Annotated in this window: 15 protein-coding genes; 5 read left to right on the forward strand and 10 right to left on the reverse strand. The window is 65.4% G+C overall.

The features are described 5' to 3' along the window. Positions 1-134 precede the first annotated feature (134 nt). From ACVMB0_RS08990 to ACVMB0_RS09000, 3 genes are all read left to right on the forward strand, one after another. The gene (locus ACVMB0_RS08990; RefSeq protein WP_461345972.1) at positions 135-710 is read left to right on the forward strand and encodes a GNAT family N-acetyltransferase; all 576 of its coding nucleotides are present in this window, start codon (positions 135-137) and stop codon (positions 708-710) included. Between the two features lie 53 nt (positions 711-763). After that, complete coding sequence (locus ACVMB0_RS08995; RefSeq protein WP_461345973.1) at positions 764-1,825, forward strand: helix-turn-helix domain-containing protein; 1,062 nt, start codon at positions 764-766, stop codon at positions 1,823-1,825. A 378-nt stretch (positions 1,826-2,203) separates the two neighbouring features. Further along, positions 2,204-3,703 carry a serine hydrolase domain-containing protein gene (locus ACVMB0_RS09000; protein ID WP_461345974.1) on the forward strand — a complete coding sequence of 500 codons (1,500 nt, stop codon included), beginning with the start codon at positions 2,204-2,206 and terminating at the stop codon, positions 3,701-3,703. Positions 3,704-3,808: 105 nt separating this feature from the next. Here the strand turns inward: ACVMB0_RS09000 and ACVMB0_RS09005 are convergent, their stop codons facing one another. Next, positions 3,809-5,179 (reverse strand): MmgE/PrpD family protein, encoded by a 1,371-nt coding sequence (locus tag ACVMB0_RS09005; RefSeq protein ID WP_461345975.1) that lies wholly within the window; start codon positions 5,177-5,179, stop codon positions 3,809-3,811. A gap of 132 nt (positions 5,180-5,311) precedes the next feature. On the opposite strand from ACVMB0_RS09005, the gene ACVMB0_RS09010 reads away from it, so the two are divergent. Then, positions 5,312-6,451, forward strand: coding sequence for an FUSC family protein (locus ACVMB0_RS09010; RefSeq protein WP_461345976.1), 1,140 nt, complete (start codon positions 5,312-5,314; stop codon positions 6,449-6,451). A 30-nt stretch (positions 6,452-6,481) separates the two neighbouring features. Here ACVMB0_RS09010 and ACVMB0_RS09015 read toward each other — a convergent pair whose 3' ends face one another. From ACVMB0_RS09015 to rpsT, 9 genes are all read right to left on the reverse strand, one after another. Further along, positions 6,482-6,970 carry a DUF2867 domain-containing protein gene (locus ACVMB0_RS09015; RefSeq protein ID WP_461345977.1) on the reverse strand — a complete coding sequence of 163 codons (489 nt, stop codon included), beginning with the start codon at positions 6,968-6,970 and terminating at the stop codon, positions 6,482-6,484. A gap of 10 nt (positions 6,971-6,980) precedes the next feature. Continuing rightward, positions 6,981-8,399, reverse strand: a complete 1,419-nt coding sequence (locus tag ACVMB0_RS09020) for an MATE family efflux transporter (protein ID WP_461345978.1) — start codon at positions 8,397-8,399, stop codon at positions 6,981-6,983. 64 nt (positions 8,400-8,463) lie between these two features. After that, positions 8,464-9,756 carry a UDP-N-acetylglucosamine 1-carboxyvinyltransferase gene (murA, locus tag ACVMB0_RS09025; protein WP_456751132.1) on the reverse strand — a complete coding sequence of 431 codons (1,293 nt, stop codon included), beginning with the start codon at positions 9,754-9,756 and terminating at the stop codon, positions 8,464-8,466. A gap of 321 nt (positions 9,757-10,077) precedes the next feature. Further along, positions 10,078-12,513 (reverse strand): DNA topoisomerase (ATP-hydrolyzing) subunit B, encoded by a 2,436-nt coding sequence (gene gyrB / locus ACVMB0_RS09030; protein WP_456751131.1) that lies wholly within the window; start codon positions 12,511-12,513, stop codon positions 10,078-10,080. Positions 12,514-12,742: 229 nt separating this feature from the next. Further along, positions 12,743-13,879: a DNA replication/repair protein RecF gene (gene recF / locus ACVMB0_RS09035; protein ID WP_456751130.1), complete on the reverse strand. Its 1,137-nt coding sequence runs from the start codon at positions 13,877-13,879 to the stop codon at positions 12,743-12,745. Positions 13,880-13,952: 73 nt separating this feature from the next. Continuing rightward, positions 13,953-14,318 carry an endonuclease domain-containing protein gene (locus tag ACVMB0_RS09040; protein WP_461345979.1) on the reverse strand — a complete coding sequence of 122 codons (366 nt, stop codon included), beginning with the start codon at positions 14,316-14,318 and terminating at the stop codon, positions 13,953-13,955. Between the two features lie 78 nt (positions 14,319-14,396). After that, a complete protein-coding gene (dnaN, locus tag ACVMB0_RS09045; protein WP_461345980.1) occupies positions 14,397-15,515 on the reverse strand; it encodes a DNA polymerase III subunit beta in 1,119 nt (372 codons plus the stop codon). 254 nt (positions 15,516-15,769) lie between these two features. Further along, positions 15,770-17,200: a chromosomal replication initiator protein DnaA gene (dnaA, locus tag ACVMB0_RS09050; RefSeq protein ID WP_461345981.1), complete on the reverse strand. Its 1,431-nt coding sequence runs from the start codon at positions 17,198-17,200 to the stop codon at positions 15,770-15,772. Between the two features lie 1,253 nt (positions 17,201-18,453). Beyond that, positions 18,454-18,720 (reverse strand): 30S ribosomal protein S20, encoded by a 267-nt coding sequence (gene rpsT / locus ACVMB0_RS09055; RefSeq protein WP_021077661.1) that lies wholly within the window; start codon positions 18,718-18,720, stop codon positions 18,454-18,456. Positions 18,721-19,092: 372 nt separating this feature from the next. Here rpsT and ACVMB0_RS09060 point away from each other — a divergent pair, with 372 nt between their 5' ends. Then, complete coding sequence (locus ACVMB0_RS09060) at positions 19,093-19,410, forward strand: hypothetical protein (protein ID WP_461345982.1); 318 nt, start codon at positions 19,093-19,095, stop codon at positions 19,408-19,410. Positions 19,411-19,485 lie beyond the last annotated feature (75 nt).

Consider the following 19,485-nt stretch of genomic DNA (forward strand, 5'->3'; position numbering starts at 1 on the left):
AAACTCCTTCTCGTTTGGCGCGACCGTAACAGGATTTGATCATTCCGTCGCGGCGATCATGACGCGGTCACGATGGTCTATTTGCCGCTCCTGTGCGATATCGGCGAGAGCAATCCTGGAAACTGGGGTAAGCGATGGTTTCCCTGATCAAGCCCGGTGCAAACCTGTTGCGTGTCGACGGTCCCGTGATCGAGACCGCGCGGCTTATCCTGCGGCCATGGCGCGCATCCGACATTGCTGACAACACGCGGATGCTGTCCGATCCCGAGACCGCGCGCTTCATCACGCCGGATCACCAGCCAATCACGTCGGAGCTGAAGGGCTGGCGCAATGCCGCGGTCATCTCGGGCCACTGGGCGCTGTACGGCTTCGGCATGTTCGCGGTCGAGGAGAGATCCTCCGGCCGCTATATCGGGCGCGTCGGTCCGTATTGTCCGCCGGAATGGCCGGGCTTCGAGGTCGGCTGGGGCATCGCCAAAGAGCACCGCGGCAAGGGCTATGCGGTGGAAGCGGCGCGGGCCGCGATCGATTTTGTGTTCGCCAACTTCACCATCGACCGCATCATTCATTGCATCGATCCGGACAACGCCGCCTCGGAGGCGGTGGCACGGCGGCTCGGTGCGGTGAACGAGGGGCCGGGCAAGCTCGAGGGCGAGATCGTCGACATCTGGGTCACGGCACGTGCGCGGTGGCACCGCGATCCGGCTTGAAAATCCCCGCTTGAGCGACGATTGTTCGGCTGACCCGGAGATCCTTTCGACCGATGACATTGGCCGCAACCGAACTCTGCCTGCGCGCCGCCGCCGTGACGCTGCTGCTGGTGCTTGCCGCCTCGATGTTCGCGGATTTTCGCAAGGTGCCGGCGGGACGGCTTGTGATCGCCTTCGCGCTCGGCGCGGCCGCGCATGCGGTGACCGCGTCGATCGGCGCCGGACCGCCGATCTCGGTCTGGCACGGGCCGCTGATTGCGCTGTCGACCGGCGACATCGTGGTGTTCTGGCTGTTCACCCGCGCGCTGTTCGATGAAGCCTTCGCGCTGCGCTGGTGGCACGGGCTGATCTGGATCGCGGTGGTCGCATACAGCTTCGTCAGTTGCATGTGGATCGCGCCCGGCGGCCACGCGCAAGCGGCGATTACCACGGTCAATCTGCTCGCGCTCGTCTTCATCGCGCTAGCCGTGGCGCAGACCATCGGGTCATGGTCGGCAGACCTGGTCGAGCGCCGCCGCCGCGTCCGTGTCTTCATCGTCGCTGCGTCAGCGCTGTATGGCGGGATGAACGCGCTGTTGCAGATCGCGTATGCCGGCAGCCGCGTGACCGTGGAGTGGGCCAACGTGCTCAACGTGGCCGTGCTCGCCGCCATCGTCGCGGCCATCACCTGGACGATGATGCGCGTCGATGGCGCTGATCTGTTCACCGCGCCGGTCGAGCCCATCATAGCCAATGCGCAGCCGGCCGCGATGGAGGAGATAGCCGACCAGAGACTGGTCAATGCCCTGATGCGGCTGATGGCGGACGAGCGCATCTACCGCCAGGACAACGTCACCATCGGCACGCTGGCGACCCGGCTGAAAATCCCCGAGTACCGTTTGCGGCGGCTGATCAACCAGCGGCTCGGCTACCGCAATTTCAACGTCTTCCTCAACAACCATCGGATCGAGGAGGCCAAGGCCGCGCTTGCCGATCCGGCCCAGGCCGAAGTCCCCGTCATCACGATCGCCATGGATGCCGGCTTCCAGTCCCTCGGCCCCTTCAACCGCGCCTTCAAGGCGACGACCGGCGTGACCCCGACGGAGTATCGGAAGCTGAAGGCGACGGCGGCCTGATTGTTCTATTGCGTCGTGAGGGACGCCCCGGCCGTAGGGTTCCCTGCCCCCTTGCAGGGGAGGGTTAGGGAGAGGGGTACCACTCGGGTGGCCTCTCAATTTGAGTTTCGATGTTGTCCAGCGGGTTGCGGCGACGGTGTTTGCATCGATCGTCTCGCCCGGGGCCCACCCCTCTCCCCAGCCCTCCTCCGCAAGGGAGGAGGGAGCCTAACTATTGTGCGCCCCTCACGATGAGGCGTTGTAATCACAAAGAAATTCCAGAATCGGCCAATCTTCCCCAATCCTCGGCTAGCCCGATTTCGAAATCCGGCGAGCGCTCTCCCGTCCCGCACGGCTTCCTCCCGGCTACGCGCCCAATACGCCATGCCGGAGGATCCCGTGACCCGTCGAAAGCTCGTCTTCATTCTCGCCGCTACCAGCGCCTTCGGGGCGCTGGTGCTGTCCGCCGCCCGTGCCCGCGACGTTCCGAAGGTCGCGACCGGCTTTGTCGCCAACGTCATCTGCTCGGAAACGTTCGTCAGCGGACTGGACCCGAAGCGGGATTTCAACGAAACCACCGACGCGATGCCCGGCACAGGCTTGATCACCTGGGCGATGGACACCGAGGTCGACCTTGACCGCAGGGACGTCACCGTGACGCTGCTCGGGTTCGGCCGCAGCCATGCAGTCTATCGCGAGGGCGTCGGCTGCACCCTCGAACATGGCGAGGCGCTGGCCGACATTGCGCTGCCGCCGGCACGGTCGCAGGCTGCGCTGCTGCCCGAGATCGCCGGCCCGGCCCTTGTCGCGCCGCAGAACCCGCAGCTCTCGGCCGCGCTCGATCGCGCCTTTGCCGAACCGGCCGAGCCGCCGTTCCGCCACACCCGCGCGGTTGTCGTGATGAAGGACGGCCGCATCATTGCTGAGCGCTACGCCGACGGCATCGGCACCGAGACGCCGTTGCTCGGCTTCTCCGCAACCAAATCGGTGATCTCGGCCCTGATCGGAATTCTGGTGCGCGACGGCAAGCTTGCCGTCGACCAGCCGGTGCCGATCGCGGCCTGGAGAAATCCCGACGATCCGCGCCACGCCATCACGGTCGATCAGTTGTTGCGTCACACCGCGGGCCTTGCGCTCGGCAGCTCGCTGCAGGCCTCGCTCGCCTCCGCGCTCGAACCGGTCAACCGGATGAAGTACATGGAATCCGACATGGCCGCCTACGCCGAGAGCATTGCGCTCGAGACCGCGCCCGGCGCCGCCTGGAATTATCACGACGGCAATTTCATCATCCTCTCGCATCTGCTCCGCAACGCGGCCGGCGGCCATGCCGCCGATGTGTTGCGCTTCGCGCGCCGCGAATTGTTCGATCCGCTCGGCATGCACAACGTCGTCATGCAGTTCGATGCGACGGGCACGCCGGAAGGATCAGGCGCGATGATGGCGAGCGCGCGCGATTGGGCGCGGTTTGGCCAGCTCTATCTCGATGACGGCGTGGCCGGCGGCCGGCGCATCCTGCCGGCGGGTTGGGTGAAATACTCGGCATCGCCGACGCCGAACGGCTGGGTCGGCATCGGCGCGGGCTTCTGGACCAATCTCGGCGACAGTTTCGGCGCCAAGTATCGCGTCGAGCACGGCTGGCCGCGCGATGCGTTTTTCGCCAAGGGCACGATCGGGCAGTATGTGATCATTGTGCCGTCGCAGCGGCTGGTCATCGTGCGGCTCGGCCGTTCGCCGAACGCGCCGCTCAAGGCGGACGGCGTGTTCGATCTGGTCCGCGATGTCGTCACGGCGACGTCGAGCAATGCGGCGTTCGCGCGAAGCGCGAACTCGGAAGCCATTTCACCGCCTGTTCCGTTGCGCGATGGATTCCGGGCTCTCGCTTCGCGGGCCCCGGAATGACGGAAGAGAATGCCGCGGCTCGATGCAACAAGCTCGTCGTCGTCCCGGCTTTCGCCGCGACGACGACTGCGGGCTTGGCGGCTAGCCCGGCGTTGTACAGTCCGCTTACTGCCGTCCCAGCTGCGTTGCCTGTTCCACGCGCTCGAACCGCTCCAGCGTCAGGATCGCGTCGGCGAGCTGGTCGGCGCGCTTGTCGAGCACCGGGCGGGCCAGCGTCAGGAACTTCTGCTGCATTGCCTTGGCGTCGGGGAACGAGGTCGGCTCGCCGGAGGGATCGGCGTAGAGGCGCTCATGGGTGGCGTCATCTGTCATGATCGAGACGCGGGCACCGAACGGATGGGTGCGGCCGACCTCGAGGCGGTCGTCCTGCACCACGTCGAACTTGTCGGCGAGCGCGTCGATCGCCTTGTCGCCGAGCCGCGCGTAGTCATCCCAGCCGAAATGGCCCTGGTCGAGTGCGATCGCACCGGTGAAGAACATCGAGAACTGGCCGCCGACCACCGAGGTCGGGTGGCGCTTGGTGGCGGCATCGCCGGTCAGCGTGATGCCATTGCGGTGCAGGCCGATCTCGACCTTCCTGATCTGGTCCGGCGTCAGATTGTGCTCACGCCGCATCGCGATCAGCGCGTCGATCGCGGCATGGGTGTAGCGGCAGCTCGGATACGGCTTCACGCCGATCTTCAGCGTCTCATAGGTGTGGCCTAAGCCCGCAACGGCCTTGTCCGGATGCGCGTCATCGGTGTAGCCGACCAAGAGGCCATGCTTGCCTTCGACCGAATCGCTCGAGCCGATGAAATCGTTGCGCGCCAAGGTCGCGGCGATCACGCCGTTCATCGCGGCGGCGCCGACCTGGTAGCGCTTGTTCCAGGCGCCATTGACCAGGAATTGCAGCGAGCCGGAGGCCTGGCTGCCGGAGACGCCGAACGCGGAGATGATCTGCTGCTTCGACAGGCCGAACAGCTTGGCCGCGGCGGCCGCGGCGCCATAGGTGCCGGCGGTTGCGGTCGGGTGGAAGCCCCGGGCGTAATGCGAGGTCGGGTCGAGGGCATTGCCGAGCCGGCAGCACACTTCATAACCGGCGACGATCGCCGTCAGCACGTCGCGGCCGGAGGCGCCGACCATCTCGCCGACCGCGAACGCGGCGGGCACCACCGGCGCGCTCGGATGCAGCGAGGAATCGGCGTGGGTGTCGTCGAAGTCGAGCGAATGGCCGAGCGCGCCGTTGAGCAGCGCCGCGACCGCCGGCGTCCAGGTCTTGGTGTCGCCGAACACGGTGGCCTCTCCCTTGCCGTCCAGCGCCAGCGCCTCCAGCATCTTCATCAATGAGGGCGTCGATTCCGCATCGCGGCGGGCGCGGATGGTGCTGCCGAGGAAATCCAGCGTCAAAACCTTGGCGCGCTCCAGCACCTCCGGCGGAATGTCGGAATATTTCAGGTCGGCGACATAGGCGGCGAGCGTTGCGGTTTCGTGGGCCATCGTGTTTCCTCATTTTTGCGGCGCAGGGTAGGCGGGCAGGTTTGGCCTTTCAAGCCACCTTGCCGCCGCGGGCAGCAGCCATGCTCGACGTCCTTTAACATAGGCCTTTCCATTGATTGCGGATCAGGGTGCATGAGGACCTTCGCAAAACGCATGTTCGACAAGCTTTGGACCCGCAAGACGCAGCTGGCGCTGGCGGTCCGGATCGCGTCCGCCGGCGTCGCGGCCTATACGATCGCGGTGGCGATGCACCTCATGCTGCCGCTGTGGGCGGTGCTGACCTCGCTGATCGTCACCCAAATGAGCGTCGGCCGCTCGCTGAAGGCGACCCGCGACTACATGCTCGGCACCATCGGCGGTGCGGTCTATGGCGGCGCGATCGCGGTGCTGATCCCGCATTCCGGCGAGAGCAGCCTGCTGGCGCTCCTGGTGCTGGCGATCGTGCCGCTGGCCTTCATCGCCGCGCTCAATCCCAGCCTGAACTCGGCGACGGTGACGGCGGTCATCGTGCTGCTGTTGCCGACGATGCATCACTCCAATCCGCTGGATTCGGCGATCGACCGCGTCCTCGAGGTCACCGTCGGCGCGCTTACCGGGCTGGTGATCTCGTTCCTGGTGCTACCGTCGCGCGCGGTCAGCCAGATCCGGGTCAATGGATCAAAGCTGCTGGAATTGCTTGCCGCGGCGTTCGCCGAATTGCTCGCCGGCCTGACCCGCGGTCTCGACAACGACGCGCTGCACCGGATCCAGGACGGCATCGGCACCGCGGTGACCAATCTGCACGCGACCGGGCTGGAGGCCGAGCGCGAGCGCTCGATGCATCTGTCATCGGGACCGGACACCGGTCCGTTGCTGCGGACCATCCAGCGGCTGCGGCACGACGTCGTGATGATCGGGCGTGCCTGTGTCGTGCCGCTGCCGGCCGAGATCCAGATCCGGCTGGCGCGGCCACTGGCCGACGTCAGCAAGGCGATCGTGACCTACATGGTGGCGGTCGCGACCGCCTTGCGCGCCGGCAGCGGGCCGGCCGACATGGCGCCAGTCGATGCCGCGCTGCATGCCTATAGCGAGGAGGTCGCCGCGGTTCGCAGAGACGGCCTGATCCGCGGCCTGCCGGTTGATGCCGCCGAACGCTTCTACGCGCTCGGCTTCTCGCTCGACCAGATGCGGCAGAACCTCAACGACCTCAAGCGCTGTCACGGCAATTGGTGCACCAACGAGGATGCCGCGGAGAAGGCCGTCGCCGACACGCCGGAGAAGAGCCCGGCGTGAGACCAGAGCTGCTTGAGACCAGCGCTTTGTTCAGCCTACGGCCTTGCGCAGCATCGCGGGCACTATCAGGCGGTGGAACGGCATGATCACCGCGAGATAGGCGCGGCCGAACCAGTTATGGGTGAGCACCAGCGTGGTCGCGGTGATGCTGCGCGCGGAGCCGGCGCTGGCGACGTCGACTGGCGCGACGTCGACGACCAGCCGGAAATCGAGATGCTTGTCGTTGAAGCCCGCCACTAGCCGTTCCGGCGTTTCGCTGACCACCGGAAAGATCCCGATCATGTCGCGTGCCACGCCCTCAGTTGCGCCCGAGGTCTTCAGGCCGAGCGGCGCGACCAGGAGATTGCGCAAGGCGATCAGCCATTCGGCCCAGCGCGGCTGTCGCGTCACCATCGCCTCGGCGGCGCGGCGCGCGTCGAGGTCGGCGCGCGTGGTCGCAATCCTGAACGCATCGGCAAACTGCGCGCCGGCAAGCAGCGCAACGGACTCCACGTTCGGCGTGACTTCGTCGACCCTCATTTGCCAACCTTCATCCCACCAGTCTGCGTGCCAGCAGGCGAAAACGCAAGATCAGGAGGGTCGCATAGACAGCAGTCCCGAGCGACAGCCCGATCCAGACCCCGGGCGCTTCGAGCCCGGCCCGGAACGCGAGCACGGCGGCGGATGCGAAGCCGATCAGCCAATAGCTGATGACGGCGAACAATAGCGGCACCTGGGTGTCGTTCATGCCGCGCAGCGCGCCGGCGCTGGTGGTCTGGATGCCGTCGGCGACGAAGAAGGTCGCGCCGATCAGCAGCAGCGTCGCGGTGAGCTGCGCGGTGGCGTCGGAGGCCTCGCCGAGGAACAGCGCTGCGATCTCGAAGCGCGCCAGGATCACCGCGAGCGTCATGACGCTCATGAATACCCCGCTGAGCCCGACCGCAACGAAGCCGGCGCGCTGCACCGCGTCGGGATCGCGGCGGCCGACCGCCTGGCCGACCCGCACGGTGGCGGCCATGCTGACGCCGAACGGCACCATGAACAGGATCGCGGCGATCTGCAGCGCGATCTGGTGCGCCGCCAGCGCGGTGGTGCTGATCAGCCCCATCAACAGGCCGGCCGCGCCGAACATGCCGTATTCCAGCAGGAAAGCGACCGAGATCGGCGCGCCGATCGCGACCAGCTTGCCCATCAGTGGCCAGTCGATCCGCCAGAGCCGGCTGAAGACGTGGTATTTGCGGAACGGGCGGCGGCGCGCCGCGAACCATACGCCGGCGAGGAAGGTGCCGAGATTGACGATCGTGGTCGCAAGCCCGGCGCCGAACATGCCGAGCTCGGGCATGCCCCATGTGCCGTAGAGCAACAGGTACACCATTAACGCATTGGCCGGGATCGCCGCGAGTGTAATCCACAGCACCGGCTCCGGCCGGTTCACCGCGCTCATGAAGCCACGGATCGCGATGAACCACAGAGCCGGCAGGATGCCCCAGCCGAGCCCGAACAGATATTGTTGTGCGAGATGTGCAGTTGCCTTTGACTGGCCGAGCGCAAGCAGGATGCGCTCGCCCTGGAACGGCAGCGCCATCAGCGGCAGCACCATGAAGAATCCCGCCCACAGTCCGACGCGCAGCGCGCGCCGCATCACGCGCGGGTTGCGCGCCCCGAACGCCTGCGCGGCCAGCGGCGAGACCGCGGACATCATGCCCATGCCGATCGTGAAGCTGACGAAATACACGGTATGCGCCAGCGCAGCCGCGGCGATGCTTTCGCTGCCGAGCCGGCCGATGAAGGCCAGATCGGTCGTCATCATCGCGATCTGCCCGAGCTGCGTCAGCGCAAGCGGCACTGCGAGCTTCAGCGTCTCCGCGAGCTCGGCCGTGAGCAGCTTGCGGGGTACGGCAAATGCCGCCCCGGAGGGGACGACGGCCGCGCGCGACGCGGCCGGGTCGATCTTGTCGATGCAGGTCATGACCGCACGTCTAGCACGGCAAACCGGCCGGAAGCGTGGCCAAGCTGCCGCAGGGAATTCGGGATCAGGATCGCGCGGGTATCCGCTTGATCTTGGCGCCGAGCGCGTTGAGCCGCTCGTCGATCCGCTCATAGCCGCGCTCGATCTGGTCGGCATTGTTGATGGTGGAGGTGCCGTTGGCGCACACCGCAGCCAGCAGCATCGCCATACCGGCACGGATGTCGGGCGAGTTCATCGGCGCGCCGCGCAGCCGGCTCGGGCCGGCCACGATCGCGCGATGCGGATCGCACAGCACGATCCGGCCACCCATCGCGATCAGATTGTCGACGAAGAACATCCGCGACTCGAACATCTTCTCGTGCATCAGGATGACGCCGTCGCATTGCGTCGCGGTGACGATTGCGATCGACATCAGGTCCGCCGGGAAGGCCGGCCACGGCTGGTCCTCGAGCTTCGGCACGTGACCGCCGAAATCGTCGTGGATCTTCATGGTCTGGTTCGACGGCACGACGAGGTCGTCGCCCTCGACGCCGCAGACGATGCCGAGCCGCTCGAAGCCCATTCGGATCGAGCGCAGATGCTCGACGCCGGCGCGCGCGATGCGCAGCGGCGAGCGGGTCACCGCAGCCAGGCCGATCAACGAGCCGACCTCGATATGATCGGGCTGGATCGCGAAACTCGTGCTGCCGAGCGTCGCCGGCCCGTGCACGATGATGGTGTTGGTGCCGACGCCTTCGATCTTGGCGCCGAGCGCGATCAGGAAATTGGCGAGGTCCTGTACATGCGGCTCGGAAGCCGCGTTGCGCAGATGGGTGGTGCCGCGGGCGGCGACGGCGGCGACCAGCGCGTTCTCCGTCGCAGTCACGCTGGGCTCGTCGAGGAACACGTCGGCGCCCTTCAGCTTGGAGGCGCGGAATTCGAGCCGGTGTGTCGCGGTGACGGTGGCGCCGAGCTGCTCGAAGGCCAGAAAGTGCGTGTCGAGGCGGCGGCGGCCGATCACGTCGCCGCCGGGCGGCGGCAGCGCGACTTCGCCGCAACGGGCGAGCAGCGGACCGGCGAGCAGGATCGAGGCGCGGATGCGTGCGCACAGCGCCGGATCGAGATCGGCGGCGCGGATCTCCTTGGCGTGAATTTGCAGCGTGTTGCGCTCGGTCCATTCGGCGCTGGCGCCGACCGAACGGCACAGCTCGACCAGCGTCTCGGTGTCGCGGATGCGCGGCACGTTGGTCAGCGTGACCGGGTGTTCGGTGAGCAGGGCGGCTGCGATGATCGGCAGCGCGGAGTTCTTGTTGCCCGACGGCTCGATGGTGCCCGAAAGGCGGCGGCCGCCTTCGACGATGTATTGGATCGGCGGCACGCGGATTGTCCCCTAACGCATCATGCAGACTTGGATTCAAACTCGGCCATTCGAAATTCCGCAACGGAATCAATGACTGCCCGGCACCGTAACACAGTTTCCGATGCAGCTTCCAGACGAAAGGTAGCCGCGCGGCGGTGCCGTCACGGATACGTCACTCCGTCAGGGTTTGCCGCCTCCGCGGTGATGGAGATGGTGCGCACGGTGCAACCCACGTCATTGCGAGCGAAGCGAAGCAATCCATCGTTCCGCAAGCTGAGAAATGGATTGCTTCGTCGCTTCGCTCCTCGCAATGACGGTGGTGCAAAGCGCCGCAGCACCTCAGATATCGATGGTGGCGCTGAGCGAGTTTTCCTGGATGAAGTCGCGGCGTGGCTCGACCACGTCGCCCATCAGCTTGGTGAAGATGTCGTCGGCCTCGTCGACCTCCTTGACCTTCACCTGGAGCAGCGAGCGTGCCTCGGTGTCCAGCGTGGTCTCCCACAACTGCTCCGGATTCATCTCGCCGAGGCCTTTGTAGCGTTGCAGCGAGATTCCCTTGCGGGCCGCGTCGGTCACGGCCTCGAACAGGTCGACCGGACCATGGATGACCTGCTCGGCGTCCTTGCGCCGCAGCTTGCCGGCCCGCACGTAGGTTTCCTGCAGCTTGGTCGCATATTCATCGAGCTTGCGTGCATCGGCCGAGCCCAGGAAGGCGTCGTCGATCACGGCCACTTCCTTGACGCCGCGTACGGTGCGCTCGAACTGGAAGCCATGGCCCTCCGTGAAGGTGCCGACCCAGCCGCGCTCGACCTCTTCGGCCACGGCATCGAGCCGCTTGGCGATGTATTCCGCCGCCGAGTTGGCGGTGGCGATCTCGCTGGTGATCCTCGGGCTCAGCACGCCCGCGATCGCGGCCTGCTCGATCACGGCGCGATTGTAGCGGCTGTGCAGGTTGCGCAGCACCGAGCGGATGACGCGGGCGTCCTCGACCAGCGACAGCAGATCGCGGCCCGAGCGGTCGTCGCCGGAGGCCGGCTTGAACACGCATTCGTCGAGCCCGGTCGAGATCAGATAGTCCTCGAGTGCGCGCTCGTCCTTCAGATACTGCTCGGACTTGCCGCGCGAAACCTTATAGAGCGGCGGCTGGGCGATGTAGAGATAGCCGCCATCGATGATCGAGCGCATCTGACGATAGAAGAAGGTCAGGAGCAGCGTGCGGATATGGGCGCCGTCGACGTCGGCGTCGGTCATCACGATGATCTTGTGGTAGCGCAGCTTGTCGACCGAGAAGTCGTCGCTGATGCCGGTGCCGAGCGCGGTGATCAGGGTGCCGATCTGCTCGGAGGACAGCATCTTGTCGGGGCGCACGCGCTCGACATTGAGGATCTTGCCGCGCAGCGGCAGCACCGCCTGGAATTCACGGTTGCGACCCTGCTTGGCGCTGCCGCCTGCCGAGTCGCCCTCGACGATGAACAGTTCGGATTTCGCCGGATCCTTTTCCTGGCAGTCGGCGAGCTTGCCGGGCAGCGAGGAGACGCTGAGCGGGTTCTTGCGGGTCAGCTCGCGGGCCTTGCGCGCAGCCTCGCGGGCTGCGGCGGCCTGGATCACCTTGCCGACGATTTCCTTGGCTTCCTTCGGATTCTCTTCGAACCAGGCGGCGAGCGCCTCGTTCAGGACGTTCTCGACAACGGGTCGAACCTCCGAGGACACCAGCTTGTCCTTGGTCTGCGACGAGAATTTCGGATCGGGCACCTTCACCGACAGCACCGCGGTGAGGCCTTCGCGGCAATCGTCGCCGGTCAGCGCGATCTTTTCCTTCTTCGCATTGGCTTCGGCATAGCCGTTGACCTGGCGCGTCAGCGCGCCGCGAAAGCCGGCCAGATGGGTGCCGCCGTCACGCTGCGGGATGTTGTTGGTGAAGCACAGCACGTTCTCGTGGTAGCTGTCGTTCCACCACAGCGCGGCCTCGACGCCGATGCCGTTTGATTCCGAGCGCACCATGATCGGCGTCGGTACGATCGCCTTCTTGTTGCGGTCGAGATATTTGACGAACTCCTCGACGCCGCCGGAATAATGCATCTCCTCGCGCTTCTCGACCGCGTGGCGCATGTCTGACAGCACGATGTGGACGCCGGAATTGAGGAAGGCGAGCTCGCGCAGCCGGTGCTCCAGCGTCGCGAAATCATACTCGACGTTCTTGAAGGTCTCGGTCGAGGCCAGGAAGGTGACCTCGGTGCCGCGCTTGCCCGGCGCATCGCCGACCACCTTGAGCGGCGCCACGGCGTCACCGTGCGCGAATTCGATGTAGTGCTCTTTGTCGTCGCGCCAGATCCGCAAGCCCAGCTTGCTGGACAGCGCGTTGACCACGGAGACGCCGACGCCGTGCAGGCCGCCGGAGACCTTGTAGGAGTTCTGGTCGAACTTTCCGCCGGCATGCAGCTGGGTCATGATGACCTCGGCCGCCGAGACGCCTTCGCCCTTGTGGATGTCGACCGGAATGCCGCGGCCGTCGTCGTACACGGTGACGGAATTGTCGGCGTTGAGGGTGACCAGGACGCGGCTCGCATGCCCCGCCAGGGCCTCGTCGATCGCGTTGTCGACGACCTCGTAGACCATGTGGTGCAGGCCGGACCCGTCATCGGTGTCGCCGATATACATGCCGGGCCGCTTGCGGACGGCGTCGAGGCCCTTCAGCACCCGGATCGATTCCGCGCCATATTCAGCCGGAATGGGGTGCTCAGATTCGGCAGGGGTCTGCCGGGCAGGTTCAGTCATGTGAGGCCTTCGAGGATGTCCCGAATCAGCTGCGCAATATGAGGCGCTGATTCCGCTATTTGTGCCATGAAAGAGGGGTTGCGCCTAGCGCAAAGTCTCTCTCTACAAACTATTGAATAGATGGGATTTTTTAGGCCTTTTTCAAGGTCTCGGGAGGTCGATTCCGAACCCTCTGAAAAGCCCGATTCGAGGGCAGATCCGAGGCCCTCACGGAGCCGGCTCAGCGGCCTCAGCCGCGCCGCGTGGCGCGGCCGGATTCGACGTCGAAAATCTCGCCGCGCGGACCGATGTCGACGAAGGCCAAGGGATCGGCGCCGGTCATCCAGACCTGTGCGCCGAGCTTGCCGAGCTCGTCGAACAGCGCCCTGCGGCGGTTGGGATCGAGATGGGCGACGACCTCGTCGAGCAGCAGCAGCGGCACGATGCCGGTCATCTCCGCGACCATCGTGGCGTGCGCCAGCACCAACCCGATCAGCAGTGCCTTCTGCTCGCCGGTCGAGGCGTCGCGCGCCGGCATGTTCTTCGGCGCGTAGACCACCTGCAGATCGGTCAGATGCGGGCCGTCCAGCGTGCGTCCGGCGGCGGCGTCGCGCGGGCGGCTGGCGCGCAGGATCTCGCGGTAGCGGTCCTCCACCGCGGTCGCGGGCTCCTGCAGCAGCGCATTCTCCATCCAGCCGTCGAGCATGATCTCGGCGGACGGGAAGGCCGACGCCGCGCCACGCTCGCGCAGCATCACCGCGAGCTTCGCCGCGGTTTGACCGCGCGATGCGGCGACCGCGACCGCCAGCTCCGCGGTCTCGCGCTCGATCGCATCACACCAATGGTCGTCATAGTTGCGCACCTCGAGCAGCCGGTTGCGCGAGCGCAGCGAGCGCTCCAGCGCCGAGACGCGGCCGGAATGCTCGGAATCGATCGCGAGCACCAGGCGGTCGAAGAAACGCCGCCGTTCCGAGGCGGCGCCCATGAACAGGCCGTCCATTGCCGGTGTCAGCCAGACGATGCGCAGATGATCGCCGAATGCAGTTGCGGACCCCACCGGTTCGCGGTCGATCCGGCACCGCCTCGTGTTGCTTGCCTCGCCGGTCGGCGGATCGATGCCGGTGCCGAGCGTGGCGAGGCCGAGCGCGCCCTCGACTTCGGCCGACACCGCCCAGGAGCCGTCGCCCTGGTTGTCGGCGATATCGTCCAGGGTCGCGCGGCGCAGGCCGCGGCCCGGCGACAGGAACGAGACCGCTTCCATGCAATTGGTCTTGCCGGCGCCGTTCGGCCCGACCAGCACCACCATGTCGCCCGCAACCTGCAACGTCGCCGCCCGGTAATTGCGGAAATGCGTCAGCGACAGGCGATGAATGCGGGACGGGGTCATCTCTCTTCCTTCCCCTCTCCCCTTGTGGGAGAGGGTGGCGCCTCACGGAGTGAGGCGACGGGTGAGGGGTATCTCACAGCTCGGCAAGCTTGGCGATGATGTCTTCCAGCACCGCCGCGGGCATCCGCAATACGTCATTGTTCCAGTAGCGCAAGACCTGAAAGCCTTCCGCCACAAGCGCGTCAGTTCTGGATTCGTCACGGGGCGACGAAGCGTGCTGTCCGCCGTCGATCTCGATCACGAGGCGCTTCTCGAAGCACGCGAAGTCGAGAATGTAATTGCGAAATGGAACTTGCCTTCGGAATTTCAAGTGCGACAGGCGCCGATCTCGGAGCAGGCGCCACATCTTCGCTTCCGCATCGGTTGGCTGCTGGCGCATCTTCCTTGCGAAGCTGCGGAGGCGCTCGTCGGTCGGGCGATGGTGCGGCGTGCGCGGCACCAACCCCTCACCCGGCGCCTTTGGCGCCACCCTCTCCCACAAGGGGAGAGGGTGCGGTTGCGCGTGCGGAGGAAATCATTACACCCGCATCGGCATCAGTACGTAGAGTGCGCCCTTGCTGTCCTTGTCCTGCACCAGCGTCGGCGAGCCGGGATCGGCGAGCTTGAGCACCGCGACTTCGCCCTCGATCTGGGCGGCGATGTCGAGCAAATAGCGCGAGTTGAAGCCGATATCGAGCGCGTCGGAGGCATACTCGACCTCGAGCTCTTCGGTGGCGCTGCCGGAATCCGGATTGGTGACCGACAGGATCAGCTTGCCGGCGGACAATGCGAGCTTCACGGCGCGGCCGCGCTCGCTGGAAATGGTCGAGACGCGGTCGACGGCGGCCTCGAAATCCTTCTTGTCGACGACCAGTTCCTTGTCATTGTTCTGCGGAATGACGCGGCCGTAATCCGGGAAGGTGCCGTCGATCAGTTTCGAGGTCAGCACCACATTGCCGAGCGTGAAGCGGATCTTGCCGTCCGACAGTTCGATCGAGATCTCGGCGTCGTCGCCCTCGATCAACCGCTGCACCTCGCCGACGGTCTTGCGCGGCACGATTACGCCGGGCATGCCGGTCGCGCCCTTGGGCAGCGCGAGATCGATCTGCGCCAGCCGATGCCCGTCGGTCGCAACCCCGCGCAGGGTCGCCGCCTGGGCGCTGCCGGCAGCGTGCAGATAGATGCCGTTGAGGTAGTAGCGGGTCTCTTCGGTCGAGATCGCAAACTGGGTGCGGTCGATCAGGCGCTTGATGTCGGAGGCCGGCAGCGAGAACGAATGCGTCATGTCGCCGGCGGCAAGGCCGGGGAAGTCGCTCTCGGGCAGGGTCTGCAGCGTGAAGCGCGAGCGGCCGGCGCGCACCGCGAGCACCGAGCGGTCGCCATCGGCCTCCAGCACGATCTGCGAACCGTCGGGCAGCTTGCGGACGATGTCGTAGAACATGTGCGCCGGCACCGTGGTCGAGCCGGCGGTTGCCGTCTCGGCGGCCAGGGTCTCCGTCACCTCGAGGTCGAGGTCGGTGGCCTTCAGCGACAATTTGGCGCCCTCGGCGCGGATCAACACGTTGCCGAGGATCGGGATGGTGTTGCGGCGCTCGACCACGCGGTGAACGTGACCCAGCGATTTCAGCAGTTGCGCGCGCTCGACGGTGACCTTCATTGCAATACCCGCCAGATCCCTCAGATGGAAAAGCCGGGCGGCCGTTGAGGCAGCATCGCGGCGTCGGAAACCCGATAAGTCGGATCAATACCGGATTTGATCAAACCCACGGGGGGACCGCAAGGTGGCGCGGATGGCCGGCTGGCGCAAGGGAGACGGCGTCTGTTCCCCACGTTTTGAGCCCGAAAATAGGTCGCCCTCCCCCTTGCAGCAAAGGGGAGGGCGACCGAACCGGCGAGGCTTGCGACGGAAGTCTACTCCTGAAGCTGACGCTTCAGCGATTCGACTTCCTCGGACAGCGTCGTGTCCTTGGCGACCAGTGCCTCAATCTTGCGCACGGCGTGCAGCACCGTGGTGTGGTCGCGGCCGCCGAAGCGCCGGCCGATCTCCGGCAGCGAGCGCAGGGTCAGCGTCTTCGCCAGATACATCGCAACCTGGCGCGGACGCACCACATTGGCGGTACGGCGGGACGACAAGAGGTCGGAGCGGCTGACATTGTACTGCCGGGCGACCACGCGCTGGATGTCCTCGATCTTGATCCGCTTCGGTTCCTGCGGGCGGATCAGGTCACGCACCTCGCGCTCGGCCATCTCCAGCGTCACCGGCTGGTTGTTGAGCTTGGAGTGCGCCAGCAGGCGATTGATCGCGCCTTCGAGGTCGCGGCCATTATGGGTGATGGTGCGCGCCAGATAGTCGAGCACTTCCTCCGGCACGTCGAAGGTCGCATGGTGGGCGCGGGCCGCGGCGACGCGCGACTTGAGGATGCCGAGCCGCAGTTCCTCGCCGAGCGAAGCCATCTCGACCACGAGGCCGCCGGCGAGCCGCGAGCGGACGCGGTCGTCGAGGCTTTCCAGGTCGGACGGCGGACGATCGGCCGCGATCACGACCTGGCGGCCGGCATCGATCAGCGCGTTCAACGTGTGGCAGAACTCGGCCTGCGTCGACTTGCCCTGCAGGAACTGCAGATCGTCGATGACAAGCACGTCGATGCCGCGCAGCGCCTCCTTGAAGGCCAGCGCCGTCTGCGTCTTCAGCGCCGCGACGAAGCCATACATGAACTTCTCGGCAGTGAGATACAGCACCTTGCGCTCGCCGCCGGAATTGCCGGCCCAGGTCACCGCCTGCAGCAGGTGGGTCTTGCCGAGGCCGACGCCGGCATGGATGTAGAGCGGGTTGAACATCACGGGATCGCCGCGGCGGCCTTCGGCGACCTGGCGCGCCGCCGCATGGGCCAGCGTGTTGGAACGGCCGACGACGAAGCTTGCGAAGGTCAGGCGCGGATCGAGCGGCGAGCCGCCGAGCGCGTCATGGCTCGCGGACACCGGCGCGGTCGCAACCGAGCGCAGTTCCGGCGCGGGACGACCGTCGTGGCGCTCGACACGGCGCACTTCGACCGGAGCAACCGCTTCCTTCGCGGGGGCCATCGCGCGGATCGCGGAGCGCACGGTGAGGTCGATGCGATGCACTTCGGGCATCTCGGCCTGCCAGCAGGTGAGCACGCGGTCGGCGTAATGCGCCTGGATCCAGCTCTTCAGGAACCGGGTCGGAACCGACAGGTGCACGCTCTCGTCGTGCACGCTCTCCAGATCCATCCGTGCAAACCAGCTCGTGTAAACGTCCTCGCCAACGCTCGTCCGCAAACGTCCCTTCACCCGCGACCAGCGATCCTGTTCCGTGTTCGTCATTGCCTTCGTACTTTTCCAAATCTGAGAGAAGATAATTGCGAAAGCGCCGTGCAGGTTTCCTGCCACGACGCGACCTCCAGCGGGCGCGGTCTGCTCCGGACAAAGCTCTCCCGTGTGGCGATGATGCGCCACGCGACAGATCAGCTGTTTGGAGAAGATGCGTCCCGCGAGGTCAGCGCGTACTCGACGGTCTCTGCGGGTAAGAGCCGGCGTCCGAGGGGTTGATTACGGCACCACTGGAAATCTGCACTTCGGCTGTCGTTGGTTCGACTGCAGTGATGATACCGTAAGGCATAAGTCCTCCCCCTCCCGCCGCGATGGATCGCGGCAAGGTGTCAGCTTGCTCGTGTCTTCAAATTCGAACTGCCGCTACCGAACACCGAAATGCCCGGCGCTTCGCCGCCGCGTGTCGTCGTCAACCCGTTCGCTTGCGCCGCGTTCCCGCTGCCAGATTCCGACGGCAGGCCTGGTCTCTCTTGTTCGATCCCCCAAATTGCCGGGGATATCGCCGGAGAAATTTTGACACAGGTCAACCATCCTCATATCGCTATGAGCCGTCAATCTAGCTTCGCTTGGAGAGCGTCGCTAACGCGCACACCGCCGCCGATTTGCACGTCCGCCCTTGGGTCTCAAACCGCGCTGATCTGGAGAGCCGTGGGCGTCGCGAACAAGAAATAAATACACCAAGCGCATTTCCTGACAATCCGTGGATTCGACGGGGATCGCGACTCTTCGCAACTGTTGCGGCGCTGCCGACGCTGAGTTGAGAAAGCAAGTTTTTGAATCACCGCGCAGATTCACGCGTGTCACAAACCATGGTGCAATACCAAAAATTTTTCATAGAAAATTTACATTTGGTCTCGCGCCGGTCATTTTTCCAATCGCTGTCCGGCACTATGTGCATAAGTAATTCGCGAAGCGTGATTTTTCACGATTACTTTTGCAGGGTAACCCCGCGTCGCTTTTTTTGACGCGCGCTATTCCATCTATCCAGCTTAGCGAAGAACAATCTCTGCGCGAGTGCGCCGCATTAAGCATATTGAGCCGGTAGAACTACGGACGCGACGAAACATGACACGCGGTTCGTTGCGCGGCAATGCGCAGTGTTCTCGCGCTATGAAACTTCCACGACAAAAACTTCCCCGACGAAAGACGAGACAAAAACAAAAAGCCCGGCGCGAGCCGGGCTTCGTGACAAATGTGTTTTTCAGTCAGCTCGCGCGGCGAGCGTCGCGAGCTCTACTTGGCAAGCTCTACTTGGCGAGCTTGGCGATGCTCTGCGTGAGACGCGACACCTTCCGGCTCGCGAGGTTCTTGTGAATGATGTTGCGCTGCGCCGCCTTCATCAGCTCGGGCTCGGCCTTGCGCATCGCCTTGAGTGCCGCCTCGCGGTCGCCGCTCTTGATCGCTTCCTCGACGGTGCGCACCGCGCCACGCATCTGGGTGCGACGCGACTTGTTGACGATGGTGCGGCGGGCAATCTTGCGGGTCGCCTTCTTGGCGGAGGTGGTGTTGGCCATGGTTCTCTAACTGTCCTTCGGCGGTGATCGCTCAGTGGTCGGGCTTGCGCGCACCGGCCGGTTCAAATCTCAACTCTGATGTATTGGTCCAAGGTATCTGCTTGGGTGTCCTTGAGGCGGCCATCCGAGGGGCGCAAAATGCTGCCCCCGCATGCGGCACTGTCCAAAGAACAGCGGCGGCAGGATTGCGCCCGCCGCCATCGGCCGGTCTTATAGATGGCGCAAGCAGCAGCGTCAACGCTTTCGGGACCCAAAAAGGGCCAGAAATTGGGCCTCCGGGGGCCGGATAAGCCGCTGAAGAGGTTGAATTTCCCGGGGGCGCCCGGTAAGGCCTGACGACGCCTGGGGCGCGACAGGGAGTTAGGGTGACGCATGATCCGCGGCTTTTTCCGTCTGATCGGCCTTTTGCTGCTGGCTGGCGGCTTCATCTTCATGGTCTATGACGGAGCGCGCTACGTCGCCGACCAGAGCCTGCGGTTCACCCAATTCGGCCAGTTCTGGAACGACATCCACCAGTCGAGCCAGCAGGCATTTCATGCCTGGGTGGATCGCTTCGCACCGTGGCTCTGGAATGACGTGATCCGCCTGCTGCTGGAGCAGCCGGTGTTCGCGGTGCTCGGCATCGCCGGGATCCTGCTGATGGTCCTGTTCCGGCCGCGCAAGCCCCTGATCGGCTACGCGCGCGACTGACTGCGGCCCTCCCTAGCCTGGCCCTTCGTAACAGGGCTGCCATCGTCTGCGTAACGACATATATAGGTGACAGCC

It is taken from the genome of Bradyrhizobium sp. USDA 4451 (assembly GCF_054822585.1).

What these genes read in the sequence shown, in the direction of transcription:
- ACVMB0_RS08990 (WP_461345972.1), top strand. Translation starts at nt 135, where the DNA reads ATGGTTTCCCTGATCAAGCCCGGTGCAAACCTGTTGCGTGTCGACGGT.
- ACVMB0_RS08995 (WP_461345973.1), top strand. Translation starts at nt 764, where the DNA reads ATGACATTGGCCGCAACCGAACTCTGCCTGCGCGCCGCCGCCGTGACG.
- ACVMB0_RS09005 (WP_461345975.1), bottom strand. Translation starts at nt 5,179, where the DNA reads ATGGCCCACGAAACCGCAACGCTCGCCGCCTATGTCGCCGACCTGAAA.
- ACVMB0_RS09010 (WP_461345976.1), top strand. Translation starts at nt 5,312, where the DNA reads ATGAGGACCTTCGCAAAACGCATGTTCGACAAGCTTTGGACCCGCAAG.
- ACVMB0_RS09015 (WP_461345977.1), bottom strand. Translation starts at nt 6,970, where the DNA reads ATGAGGGTCGACGAAGTCACGCCGAACGTGGAGTCCGTTGCGCTGCTT.
- ACVMB0_RS09020 (WP_461345978.1), bottom strand. Translation starts at nt 8,399, where the DNA reads ATGACCTGCATCGACAAGATCGACCCGGCCGCGTCGCGCGCGGCCGTC.
- gyrB (WP_456751131.1), bottom strand. Translation starts at nt 12,513, where the DNA reads ATGACTGAACCTGCCCGGCAGACCCCTGCCGAATCTGAGCACCCCATT.
- recF (WP_456751130.1), bottom strand. Translation starts at nt 13,879, where the DNA reads ATGACCCCGTCCCGCATTCATCGCCTGTCGCTGACGCATTTCCGCAAT.
- dnaN (WP_461345980.1), bottom strand. Translation starts at nt 15,515, where the DNA reads ATGAAGGTCACCGTCGAGCGCGCGCAACTGCTGAAATCGCTGGGTCAC.
- dnaA (WP_461345981.1), bottom strand. Translation starts at nt 17,200, where the DNA reads ATGACGAACACGGAACAGGATCGCTGGTCGCGGGTGAAGGGACGTTTG.
- rpsT (WP_021077661.1), bottom strand. Translation starts at nt 18,720, where the DNA reads ATGGCCAACACCACCTCCGCCAAGAAGGCGACCCGCAAGATTGCCCGC.
- ACVMB0_RS09060 (WP_461345982.1), top strand. Translation starts at nt 19,093, where the DNA reads ATGATCCGCGGCTTTTTCCGTCTGATCGGCCTTTTGCTGCTGGCTGGC.